The organism is Haloplanus natans DSM 17983 (assembly GCF_000427685.1).
Classification (GTDB): Archaea; Halobacteriota; Halobacteria; order Halobacteriales; family Haloferacaceae; genus Haloplanus; species Haloplanus natans.
Window position 1 is genome coordinate 2,195,718 of sequence record NZ_KE386573.1, and the last position, 12,073, is coordinate 2,207,790.

General features: G+C 67.9%; 10 protein-coding genes. 3 read left to right on the top strand and 7 right to left on the bottom strand.

All coding sequences use genetic code 11. The features are described 5' to 3' along the window. Positions 1-32: 32 nt before the first annotated feature. From HALNA_RS13385 to HALNA_RS13395, 3 genes are read right to left on the bottom strand one after another with little or no spacing between them, the layout of a single operon-like run. Positions 33-1,709, bottom strand: a complete 1,677-nt coding sequence (locus HALNA_RS13385; RefSeq protein ID WP_049936848.1) for an aldehyde ferredoxin oxidoreductase family protein — start codon at positions 1,707-1,709, stop codon at positions 33-35. A gap of 56 nt (positions 1,710-1,765) precedes the next feature. After that, on the bottom strand, positions 1,766-3,094 hold the full coding sequence (locus tag HALNA_RS13390; protein WP_049936849.1) for an aminotransferase family protein: 1,329 nt from the start codon (positions 3,092-3,094) through the stop codon (positions 1,766-1,768). Between the two features lie 49 nt (positions 3,095-3,143). Next, positions 3,144-4,886 (bottom strand): glutamate--tRNA ligase, encoded by a 1,743-nt coding sequence (locus tag HALNA_RS13395; RefSeq protein ID WP_049936850.1) that lies wholly within the window; start codon positions 4,884-4,886, stop codon positions 3,144-3,146. 345 nt (positions 4,887-5,231) lie between these two features. Between HALNA_RS13395 and HALNA_RS13400 the strand changes: the two genes are divergently transcribed. Further along, entirely contained in the window at positions 5,232-5,954 is a 723-nt protein-coding gene (locus tag HALNA_RS13400) for a fumarylacetoacetate hydrolase family protein (protein ID WP_049936851.1), read from the top strand. Positions 5,955-5,958: 4 nt separating this feature from the next. Here the strand turns inward: HALNA_RS13400 and HALNA_RS13405 are convergent, their stop codons facing one another. Continuing rightward, positions 5,959-6,915, bottom strand: a complete 957-nt coding sequence (locus HALNA_RS13405) for a D-2-hydroxyacid dehydrogenase (RefSeq protein WP_049936852.1) — start codon at positions 6,913-6,915, stop codon at positions 5,959-5,961. A 90-nt stretch (positions 6,916-7,005) separates the two neighbouring features. On the opposite strand from HALNA_RS13405, the gene HALNA_RS13410 reads away from it, so the two are divergent. Further along, entirely contained in the window at positions 7,006-8,373 is a 1,368-nt protein-coding gene (locus tag HALNA_RS13410; protein ID WP_049936853.1) for an NAD(P)/FAD-dependent oxidoreductase, read from the top strand. A gap of 574 nt (positions 8,374-8,947) precedes the next feature. Beyond that, the gene (locus HALNA_RS20110; RefSeq protein ID WP_157573543.1) at positions 8,948-9,097 is read left to right on the top strand and encodes a hypothetical protein; all 150 of its coding nucleotides are present in this window, start codon (positions 8,948-8,950) and stop codon (positions 9,095-9,097) included. Positions 9,098-9,193: 96 nt separating this feature from the next. Here HALNA_RS20110 and HALNA_RS13415 read toward each other — a convergent pair whose 3' ends face one another. The 3 genes from HALNA_RS13415 to HALNA_RS13425 all read right to left on the bottom strand — a co-directional run bounded on the left by HALNA_RS13415 (position 9,194) and on the right by HALNA_RS13425 (position 11,983). Beyond that, complete coding sequence (locus HALNA_RS13415; RefSeq protein ID WP_049936854.1) at positions 9,194-10,183, bottom strand: ring-cleaving dioxygenase; 990 nt, start codon at positions 10,181-10,183, stop codon at positions 9,194-9,196. A gap of 69 nt (positions 10,184-10,252) precedes the next feature. Next, positions 10,253-10,492: a hypothetical protein gene (locus HALNA_RS13420; protein WP_049936855.1), complete on the bottom strand. Its 240-nt coding sequence runs from the start codon at positions 10,490-10,492 to the stop codon at positions 10,253-10,255. A 102-nt stretch (positions 10,493-10,594) separates the two neighbouring features. Continuing rightward, a complete protein-coding gene (locus HALNA_RS13425; RefSeq protein WP_049936856.1) occupies positions 10,595-11,983 on the bottom strand; it encodes a cytochrome P450 in 1,389 nt (462 codons plus the stop codon). Positions 11,984-12,073: the final 90 nt, after the last annotated feature.

The window sequence follows — 12,073 nt, forward strand, 5'->3', positions numbered from 1 at the left end:
AACGTACGACCGAACGCGAGGGGGCGTCCCGGTCAGTCCGCGCTGACCGCGCCGAGTTCGTCGTCGGGAACGATGCCCCGATCGGTCCAGCCCCGCGTCTCGTAGTAGACGTCGAGCGCCGCGTCGAAGTCGGGCAGGTCGTACGGCAGGGTGTCGTCGGCCCGGTCGAAGCCACGTTGGTTGTTGAAGTGGCGTTCCAGTTCGACGACGCGGGCGCCCACGTCGAGTAGGTCGTCGAAGTCGGCGTCGAACAGCTTCTCGAAGCGTTCGGCGGTCATCATCCCGCGGGAGAACCGACAGACGACGCCGCAGTCCTCCAGCGCACGCTTGTTCTCCAGTTCGACCAGCTTTCGGGCTTTGGCGGCCGACAGCCCCGACGGCTCGAACGCCTCCGACGCGTCGACGAGGGGGTACTCGTAGGCGTAAAACGTCGCGTACATGTGGTCGCCGCCGCGGTTCGCGGTGGCGAAGCCGAGCCCCTGTCCGTTGAGCGTGCGGCCGTCGTGGGCCGAGAAACTCAGCCCCTTGACCGTCCAGTCCTCGACGCCGAGTTCGTCGTGAAAGCGGTGGATACCCTCCGCCAGCAGGTCGCCGTCGCCCTCACGGGCGGCGATCTTCCGCACCGTCTCGTGGATCAACTCGTCGTCGCCGAAGGCATCGTTCGCCTTGAGGTAGGCCGCCACTGCGTTGCCACAGGAGATGGTGTCCATTCCCAGCCGATCACAGAGCTGGTTCGACTGCATGATCGAGACGATGTCGTCCACCTCGCAGTTGCCGCCGAAGGCCATGATCGTCTCGAACTCCGGACCCTCCGTCTCGACGCCCGACGCCTCGTCACGCGTCGGTAGCTTGCAGGCGAAGGCACACTGTGAACAGGTCCCTTTCTTGTACTTCTTTGCCTCCACCGCATCGCCGTTGATGTTCTCGAACGCCTCGTAGCTCACGTCCTCGAAGTAGCGAGTGGAAAAGGAGCCGATCTCGTTGGCGAGGTCGGTGACGCTCGCGGTCCCCTGGCGTTTCATGATGTGGTCGCTGGTCGCCGCCTCGCGGTGGATGGTCGCCGCTTCGGCGTCGACCTCCACGTCGGGGCTCGCGTCGCCATCGAAGGTGATTGCCTTGACGTTTTTCGAGCCCATCACGGCGCCGAGGCCGCCGCGGCCGAACGCCCGCGTCTCGCTCGTCATGATACAGGCGAAGCGGACCAGGTTCTCGCCCGCCGGGCCGATACAGACGACGTTCTCCGGACCGAGGTCGTGTTCGGTCTCGACGTACTCGGTGACCGTCGGCACCTCGGCGCCCGCGAGATGTGGCACCGCCTCGAAGGTCACGCCGTCCTCGCGGACGTGGATCATCAATGGGTCGTCGCTCTCGCCGACGAGTTCGACGACGGCGTTGCGGGTACCGGTCAGGTTGCGGGAGACGAAGCCGCCGGCGTTGGCGGAGAGCAGGCCGTCGGTCAGGGGCGAGACGGCCGTCGCGGAGGTGCGGCCGGTGAAACTCATCGACGAGGCCTGCATCGGCCCCGTGGTGAAATAGAGGCGGTTCTCCGGGCCGAGCGGATCGGCGTCGAACGGGATGCGCTCGTGAGCGAGACGCGTGGCGACGCCGCGGCCGCCGATAAAGGAGCCGAGAACGTCGTCGATGGACTCGGTCTCGACGCGCCGCGATCCCACGTCGATCGTGAGGAGGGGGCCCTCCATGTGGAGCATAGGGGGAGTCGGGCGCCCCGTGATATTAAACGGTTGCGTCGCCGACGGATCGGCCGCTACTCGAAGGTCGCGGCGATGGCCGCGTCGAGGGCGTCGACCGCCCGGTCGATCTCCGCGTCGGTGACGGGGAGGGGCGGACAGACGATGACCTGCGTTCGCGGCCGCCCGCCGCCGAACAGGACACCCCGCTCCTGGGCCGCGTCGATCACGTCGTCGACGGGGTTGTCGCCCGATTCGATCCACGGGTTCAGATACGGCTCGCCCGTCCCGGGGTCGGTGAACTCGACCGCCCAGAGCAGGCCCCGGCCGCGCACGGTACCGACGGCGTCGTGGGCGTCGAGTTCGCGCAGGCGGGCTTCCAGGTGGGCGCTTCGTTCCCGCGCGTTCTCGATCTGGCCGTCCGCGTAGACGTCGAGAGCGGCGATACCCGCCGCGCAGGCGACGGGGTGACCGGCGAAGGTCTGGCCCACGTCGATCCCCTCCTCGCGGAGGTGGGCGGCGATTTCCGGACGGACGGCGACGCCCGCGAGCGGGACGTACGCGCTCGTGACGCCTTTCGCGAACGTCATGAGGTCGGGGACCACGCCCTCCGTCTCGATGCCGAACCACTCGCCACAGCGCCCGAAGCCGGTGATCACTTCGTCCGCGATCAGCAGGATGTCGTACTCGTCACAGAGTTCGCGCACCCGCTGCCAGTAGTCGACGGGCGCCGGGTACGCGCCGCTCGTCCCGCCGACGGGTTCCATCAGGATGGCCGCGATGGAGTCCAGCCCCTCGTTACGGATGACGTACTCCAGATGGTCGGCGGCCTGTCGTGCGATCTCAGCGGGCGTGTCGCCGTCGAAGGGCGACCGATGCGTCAGCGGCGGGCAGAACTTCACCGCCCCCGTCGTCTCGGCGCCCCGACCCACCGCGTTACGCGTCTCGGGGTCGCCCGTCAGCGACCCGGCGCCGTAGGTGGCGCCGTGGTACGACTGGTAGCGCGTGAGCACCTTGCGGGCGCCGGTGTACTCGCGGGCGAACTGCACCGCCGCCTCGTTGGCCTCGCTCCCCGAAACGGAGAAGAACACGTCGTTCAGATCGCCGGGGGTGACCGCCGCGAGGCGTTCGGCGAGTTCCGATCGCGCGTCGTTGTCCTTCGAGGAGGCGACGTAGGCGACCCGCGAGGCCTGCTCCGCGATGGCGTCGACGATCCGCTCCTCGCCGTGGCCGGCGTTGACGCAGTAAAGCTGTGCCAGGAAGTCGAGATAGGCGTTGCCGTCGTCGTCGTAGACGGTGACTCCGTCGCCGTCGACGACAGTGAGCACGTCGTCGTCGCCGTGTGACCAGTGCGGGATCGCCCCGGTCGTGGGGTCCGATACCGGTTGCGGGCGCTGTTCGGACATACGTGTTCCTCGGTAACGTGGCGAATAAACGTTTGGTCGCCCGCCCCGTCTACTCGTGAGCGAAGTAGACGACGGCCTCCTCGGCGCCGTCGGCCGGCGGCCGATCCCCTGTGTCGCCACGCGCCACGCTGTCCACCCGCACGAACCCCACGCGCTCGAACTGCACCACGTCGTCGACGGCGGCGTCCGCAAAGGCCGGTTCCGCGACGCCCGTCACGTCGCCGTTCATCGTCCGCATGCGGACCGGGAGGCCGTCGGCGGGCGCCCAGTGGACGACGGGCACGCCCTCCTCGCGGACGGCCGTGATGTCGTCGCCGACGTACTCGAACCGGTCGTCGACGTGACGGACACAGCCGAAGCCCTTCAGCCACACGCGCTCGCCGTCCGCGGGCACGTCCGCGGGTTCGACGAGGACGGCGTCGCCGACGGGCACGTCCCGCCGGCCGCGCCCCTCGTGGTCGGGGTGGAGCGGCGGATGGCCGGCGTCCGGGCCGCCGTCGAGGGTCGTTTCGACGCCGTTCCGGACGAAGAAATAGCGGTTCGCGTCGTCGTCGATCAGGTCGCGGTTGGTAGCGTAGACGGCGCTCATCGACAGTTCGACGTTGCTCGTGGAGGTGCCGAGTTCGATCATCGCGTCGACGATGGCCTCGCCGCGGATCCCGCGGCGCCGCAGGCTGGCGAGGGTGGGCGCCCGGGGGTCGTCCCAGCCGTCGAGTTCGCCCGCCTCGATCAGCCCCTTGATCGTCGAGGTGGAGAGTTTCACGTCGTACTCGTCGACCTGGACGTGACCCCAGTGGATCACCTCGGGGTACGCCCAGTCGAAGTAGTCGTAGACGAACCGCTGGCGCTTCGCGGAGTCCTGGAGGTCGATGCCGCGGATGATGTGGGTGACGCCCGTGAGGTGGTCGTCGACGCCGGACTGGAAATCGAGCATGGGCCAGCAGCGGTAGTCGGCCGCCTCCGACCGGGGATGGGGACGGTCGATCATCCGGAACGCCACCCAGTCCCGCAACGCGGGGTTCTTGTGCGTGATGTCGGTGCGGACCCGGAGGACCATCTCGCCGGCCGAGTAGTCGCCGTCGACCATCGCCTCGAACTCCTTGCGGGTCGTCGCCGTGTCCTTCTCGCGGTGGGGACAGGGTTCGCCCGCGTTCTTCAGATCGGAGAACTCGCCCTGCGGACAGGAGCAGGTGTAGGCACCGCCCAGGTCGATCAGTTCCCGGGCGTGGTCGTAGTAGGTGTCGAGGCGGTCGCTCGCCCGTAGCACCTCGTCGGGGTCGAAACCGAGGTAGTCGATGGAATCGAGGATGGCGCCGTAGGCGTCGAGGTCCGGGCGCTTGGTGTCGGGGTCGGTGTCGTCGAACCGGCAGATGAACCGGCCGTCGTATCGGTCCTTGTACGTGCCGATGACGGCGGGCATCCGGGCGTGGCCGAGGTGCCACGGGCCGTTCGGATTCGGCGCGGCGCGCATCACCACGCCGTCGTCGACGTTCGGCAGGTCAGGCAGCGGATGCTCCTCGCCCTCGTCCTCGGCCTCGATGTCGGCGAGTTCCTCGGGGGCGAGAGCCTCGAGTTCCGATCGCTTCTCCGCCGCGGAAAGACCGTTCACCTCGGCGACGACGCCGCCGACGACGCCCGGAATCTCGTCGGCGTGGGGACGGAAGTCGGGGTTCTCACCCATCAGCGGGCCCATCACCGCACCCACGTCCGCGTCGCTGTCGTACTTCACCGCGTTGAGGAGCGCGTGTCGCCGCGCCGCACGCTCGACGCGTTCGCGCAGTTCGGAGTCCATTACCCGCCCGTTTCCGCCGACGGGTAAAAACTGACGTGGATCGGGGGCTGTGGGTAGGGGTACGTGAAATGTTACCACTTGACAGGTAAGAACGTTTCGTGGGCCGTGTACCGACACGATCCGTCGGGCAAATCCGGTCGTGGATTTAGATCGTGACACGCTCACATTCGATTACTGACACACGGTGACCGAGGAGGGTGGGCGCGGGAACGACGGAGTGGTCGCCGTCACCGGTCCGACCGAAGGCGTCGCCGAGAGAATCATCGGCGCCCGTGTCCGTCGTCCGTCGCGGGCCGGCACGGGAATCCACAAGCGGTTAGTCGGTCGGGAGGGACGGAAGCGTGTATGAAACGCGCACGCATCGCGGTCGACGGCGAGATTCACGCCGGCGAGTACCGAAACGGCGTCGTCGAAACCGAGGACGACGCGTTCGTCGTCGGCGAGGACGGCGACCTGGCGCCGCCGTGCAATCCGTCGGCGCTTTACTGTACCGGCCGCAACTTCGCCGAAACGCTCGATCAGATGGAGTACGACGTGCCTGACCAGCCCGCCTTCTTCATCAAGCCACCGGCCTCCGTCGTTTCCCACGAGGAACCGATCCCCTACCCCACCTTCTCCGACGAGGTGACGTATGCGGGCGAACTCTGTGCCGTCATCGACGAGCGGTGCCACCGCCTCGACGCCGAGGCGGTGCCCGAGGTCATCCGGGGCTACACCATCATGAACGACGTGGACGCCCTCGATCAGCCCGGCCGCACGGCGCGAAAGGCGTTCGACGGCTCCGGCCCCCTTGGCCCGTGGATCGAAACGGACCTCGACCCCCACGGCATCGATATGCACACCGAGATCAACGGCGAGCGCCGGCAGGAAGCCAACACCGAACTCATGCTGTTCGATCCCTACAAAATCGTCGCCTTCCTCTCCGAGCGCTTCACCTTCCGCCCCGGCGACGTGATCGCGTTCGGCAGTCCGGCCAACCCCGGCGTGATCGAACCCGGTGACACCGTCGAGATCACGTACGAAGGCGTCGGAACGCTCAGAAACGACGTGTCGCCGCCGGCGGAGTAGGCAGCTACACCACCTGATTCTCCAGCCCCTCGGCCGCGCCGGCCTCCTCCAGCCGCCGCAGGTTCGTCGCGAGGATGTCGGCGAGGCGGTCGTAGTACTTCGGCGTGTTGCCGGCGTTGTGAGGCGTGATCCGGACGTTCTCGAACGACCACAGCGGGTGGTCGTCGGGCAGCGGTTCGGGGTCGGTCACGTCCAGCGTCGCGCCGCGAATCTCGGCGTCGCGAAGCGCCGTCACGAGTGCGTCGGTGTCGACGACCGGACCGCGAGCGACGTTGACGAGGAGGCCGTCGGCGCGCATCGACGCCAGCGCATCGTCGTCGATCAATCCACGCGTCGTGTCGGTGAGCGGGCACGCGAGGATCACGTAGTCGGCGCGGGCGAGGGCGCCGTGTATCGAGTCGAAACCGAGCACTTCGTCGGTCGGCCCACCTTTCTCGGGCGTGTACCGCACCCCGAGCGTCTCGACGCCGAAGGCGTCCAGTCGCTCGACCAGCGCCTCGCCGATGGCGCCGAGGCCGACGACTGCGGCCGTGCTTCCCTGGAGTTCGCGGACGGGGTACGCTTCCCAGTGGTTGCGCTGCTGGTGCTCCCACGCCTGCCTGAACCGGCGGTCGTGGGCGACGAGCGCGCCGATAACGTACTCGGAGATGTTGGGGCCGTGGACGCCCGCGGCGTTGGTGACGGCGACGCCGGCGTCGGCGAGGGCGTCGACGTCGAGGTGACCGGTGCCAGCGTACGCACAGGCGAACAACTCCAGATTCCGGGCGGCGTCCAACCACTCGACGTCGAAGTCGATACCGGTCACCACGCGGGCGCGCTCGATCAAGTCTCGCTCCTCGGCGGGGGTGGTCGCGACGGTCACCTCGTGTTCGGGGAGTCTATCGCGGAGTTTCGCCCCGTACGACGACGGTGCCATGCCGTGGACCTTCTGACGGAGGACGACGACGTCCGGATCGGTCATGCGAGGCGATGCAGCCGCCACCGTTAAAGAGGCTACGAGGGGGCGTGCCATTCCGGGTCATTAATACCCCCGCCCGTTTGGAAGTAGGGTATGGAACACGTGGACGTGGCCGTCGTCGGTGGCGGGCCGGCCGGCACGTCGGCGGCCCACGCGGCCGCCGAAGCCGGTGCGTCCGCACTCGTCCTCGAGAAGGGCGTCCCCCGCGCCGACCGCGAGGGACTCGGCCCCGACTCCACCGACGCGGCGGGCATCCTCGACTACTGGGTCGACATCATGGGCATCCATCCCGACGAGTTCCCCGACGACGTCTTGCTGTCGGAACTCGACCGGGCGACGTTCGTCGGGCCGAACGAGTCCTGTGTCCTGCGAAGCACCGGCATCGAGTCGTCGTACGACGCCTTCGGCTACACTTTCCACCGGGCGAAGTTCGACGACTGGCTCCGCGAACGTGCGACGGACGCCGGTGCCGACTACCGCGTCGGCGTGAGCGTCAAGAGCGTGGAGACGACCCCCGACGACGACCCCCGACACACGCTTCGACTGGCCGACGGCGACGCCGTGAGCGCAGACTACCTCATCCTCGCCGACGGCCCCCAGCGCACCGTCACCAACCGGGTACTCGACTCCCTTCTCCCCTTCCCGGTCACCGATCATCTCGGGACGACGACGGCCAACCACATCGCGTATCAGGAACACCGTCGCCTCCCCGCCGAAGTGGCCGACGACCTCCGTGGCGCCATCACGTTCTGGTGGGGGTACATCCCGGGTCACACCGCCTACCCGTGGATCTTCCCGAACGACGACGACGTAGCCCGGATCGGGCTGACGATGCCCATCGGGCTCGACCTGTCGTCGGTGCCCAACCGCGGCGCCTACCCACTCTTGCGGCCCGACGACGAGACGGTTCCGGGTGGGAGCGAGTACCTCCGGCGCCTCCTCGAACGCGAGTACGGCGACCGATACGACGTGCCCGGCGACTTCCCCCTCGTCGAGGGCCGCGCCAAGTCGAAGGGGACGGAAACCTATCCCATCTCCTCGACCCGACCGGTCGACTCGCCGGTCGAGGCGGGCATCGCCGTCGTCGGCGGCGCGATGGGCACCACCTCGGCGTTCCACGAGGGCGGCGACCACACGGCCGTCCGCACCGGACGGATCGCGGGCGAGTTGGCCGGGGCGGGCGACCTCTCGGGTTACAACACCGCCTGGAAGGCCGCCATCGGCGACGAGATTCTGCGCAACGTCACGATGGCCGATATGGTTCGGGACTACGGGCCGGCCGACTGGGACAACATCTTCCGGACCGCTCGCAAGATGCTGGCCGACACGGACGGCTACGGCATGTTCGAGAAGACGTTCGCCGCCGGCTGGGACGCCATGAAGCTCCTCGTCAGCTACCGGTGGAACAAGCGTCGTAACCGGGATTTCGTGAGCATCCACGAGTCGGACTACGTCTACTGATCGTGGTCGCCGTCCGCAAGGGGTTAACCTCTGTACCTCGTAGCCCCGTCTGCGTGCCTTTAGTCCCCGCCCGAGCATACCCGTCAGGGCGCAATGACCGCGCGGAGAACCCGGGCACGCTACATGGGTGATTCAACGGAATCATCCGAACGCCGAACCGGTAACTGGAGGCCCGACGGTGAACTGACCCCCGGGACTCCACGGCCGTCCGACCGACGGCCAAACACGTGTCGCCGTCGCACGCGTTCGACGGCCGCCCGGCACGAGGGTTAGCCAGCCGACACGGCACGCCGCCAGGGATGAGGCTGGACGTTAGTGTTCCGGGCGTACATTACGACCCGTGACGCCACGTGAGCGGCCGTGTCGCTCGCCCGGTGAAGACTCGATCGGAGGCGCGTCCCGCGCTCACGTTCGTCCGGGCGCGTGTCCCGGTGACCGTGCGCGAACCCAACCCATATATCCGTACATCCGGTGTGATACCTATCGATGAATCATCGACCCGCGAAGTCGATATCGGTGCGAACGGACACACCGGATCGAGAACTCGACCGTACGCGGGCGGAGGGGCGATAACATGCCGTGGGGAGTGAACACGGAGTTCACCGAGGACGAGGGGCCTGAAGTGGAGATCGACGAGGAGGGGGAGAAAGTCGACCGGAGCGAAGAGGGGTCCGAAACAACGCTGGATTTCGATATCGACGACGCGATCGCGAACCTGGACTGAGCGGGATCAACGCCCGCCGGGTGCGGTGACCGTTCTATTCGAGCAGTGGTCTGCCTCCACCGAGCGACTCGTTCGAGGATCGTACGACGATCCGTCTCAGTCGCCCGCGTCGACCGTCGTCGCCCGTGGGATCGTCACGTCCGGCAGTCCGGCTTCGATCTCCTCGCGGCGGTCCTCGAACGTTCCGGGGAGGACGAGTCGACCGCCGAGGTCGTCGAGGGGTTCGTCGCTCGTATACCCCGGATCGCTCGTGGCGAGTTCGAACAGGACGCCGCCGTGTTCGCGGAAGTAAACCGACCGGAACCAGTGGCGGTCGATCTGCTGGGTGGGGTTCAGTCCCCGCGCCCGGGCGGCGCTCCGCATCGACTCCTGATCCGCGTCGGTCGGCGTCTGGAACGCGACGTGGTGGACCGTGCCGTGTCCCTGCCGGCCACTCTCGATAGTGGGAAGCACGTCGACGTACGCCCCGACGGGGCCGGCGGCGGCGAAGCGGGTCCGATCGTCGCCGGGCGTATCGCCCGGCGACTCCTCCGTTCCAACCTCCTCGAACCCCATCGTCCGGAGCAGTTCCATCGTCGGTTCGGGGTCGGCCAGCCAGAGGGTCACGGAGTGGAAGCCGCGGATGGCGGTTTCCGCGGGGACGAACTCGGTCCACGCGACCGTCGGATCGTCATCCGGAATCGCGACTTCGACGAGTTCGACCGGGAGGTCGTCGGGGTCGCGGAACGGCAACACCGTCTCTCCGAATCGCTCGGTTCGGTCGCCGTACGAGACGCCGTGCTCGTCGAATCGGTCCTCCCAGTAGTCGAGGCTTCCCTCGGGGACGCGGAAGGCGGTCCGGGACACCTGCCCGCTTCCCACCTTGCCCTGGGGGAGGTCAGACCACGGGAAGAAGGTCATGCTCGTCCCGGGCGTTCCCTCCGCGTCCGCGAAAAAGAAGTGGTAGGTACTCGGGTCGTCCTGGTTGATCGAGCGCTTGACCAGACGGAGGCCGAGCGTCTCGACCCAGAACTCGAGGTTTCGCTGGGGGTCGCCGGCGATGCAGGTGACGTGGTGGATGCCCGGAGTGGGCGTCGGATCGGCCATACTCCCACTACGCGCCGGAGGGACTTGAATAGCCGCTGACGTGCGTGTTACCGGGTGACGACGGCGTCGCTACCGAGAGCCACGTCCGCCGACGAGTGCCTGCTGGAGAACGTGTCCCAGAAAGCCCACGCCGGGAACGGCAAAGACCGAGACGTGGACCCACGGCTCGTAGGTCACGCCGGAGGGCTTCGTCACGAGAAACACACCGTAGAGAGCCAGCATGATGCCGACCCAGACGACGGTGATGACGAGGAAGGGGACGGCGTTGCGAACGGCGTCGGTGACGGATCGGCGGAGGCTCGGTGCCATACGCGATGGTGCAGTCGGAGGGGGGTAAAGGTGCGCATCGGAATAGAGAGCCGCTGTCGCTATCCACGGCCGTGACGGGCCGGTGAGGATCGGTGGTGCCCCTCACCGCTCGACGACGCGGACGGCCGTCCCGGGTTCCATCCGAGTCGTCATGCCGAGTCGACGGGGCGGGTCGTCGGTGTCGTCGTCGGGCCACGCGAGGTGGTAGTCACGGCCGACCGTCGCGAGGGCGAGTTGTGCTTCCATCAGTGCGAACTGCCGGCCGATGCAGGTTCGGGGACCGCCGCCGAAGGGGACGTACGCGAAGTCGGGGAGGCGTTCGCGGAGGTCGGTCGCCCATCGCTCGGGGCGGAAAGCGTCGGGGTCGTCGTAGAACCGCGGATCGCGATGCACCCGGTCGACGGTGAGCCAGGTCGTCGCTCCCTCGGGGATCCGGTAGCCGTCGACGATCACGTCGGTCGTCGTCTCGCGGGGGATGGTGTACACCGGCGGGAAGAGCCGCATGGTTTCGGTGACGACGCGTTCGGTCACGTCGAGAGCGTCGAGGTCCGTGATCGTCGGCGGGCCGTCGAGGGCGTCGACCTCGGCGTGGAAGCGCTCCCGCACCTCGGGGTGGCGGGCCAGCGCGTAGAACGCGAAGGCGATGGCCGTCGCGGTGGTGTCGTGGCCGGCGAAGATCATCGTCACCACCTGATCCCGGAGGCGGTCGTCGGTCAGCGCCTCGCTCTCGACGCCCGACTCGCGGAGGGCAACGAGCAGGGAGAGGAGGTCGTCGGCCTCGCTCGGATCGGCTGGCGGATCGGCGGCCGCGGCGTCGAGCAGTCGGCTGGCGACCGACTGGAGCCGTCGCTTCCCGCGTTTGAACCGCCGGCGTGCCGGCGTCGGCACCCACGTCGGGAGTGGGTACGAGGTGGGCGCGAACCAGTGCTGGAGGCGGTCGGCGGCGGTGCGAATCTCCCGATCACCGTCGACGTCGAGGTCCCGCCCGAGCAGGGTCGCAAAGAGGACATCGAGGGTCAGGTCGCTCGTCTCGGCCGCGAGGTCGATCCGGGTCCCCGGCTGCCAGTGATCGCGTCGTCGTCGGATCGCGTCGACCATGCCGTCGGCGTAATCGCGGAGACTGTCGCGGGAAAACAGCGGTTGAAGAACCTCGCGCTGTCGGCGCCAGGTGTCCCCTTCGACGGCCACGAGGCCACCCTCGAACGCGATGCGGAAGTCCTCGGACTTACGAAAGTGATCCCGGTCGTTCAGGAGGACGCGCTCGAAGTAGTCCGGGTGGCCGAGATGGTAGACATCGCCCGGGCCGAGGAGTTTGATTCGGATCAGGTCGTGGTCGGCCATCGCCCGCTCGCGGAAGCCGAACACGTCGCGCATGGAGTGGACGGTGTGAAACAGGGGATGGCCGGCGCTCGACGGGTACGGGGGGAGCGGTGCCGCCCGCCCCCGCACGGCGTCGGCCGATCCATCGGTGCCGGCACGCTCCTCGGTCATATCTTGATCATGCCGTTTCTGACAGTTAGCTCTTCGGGCGCAGGCGGTCGATTTGACCCCAAAATCAAAGCCACTGAGTCGAGACGGGGC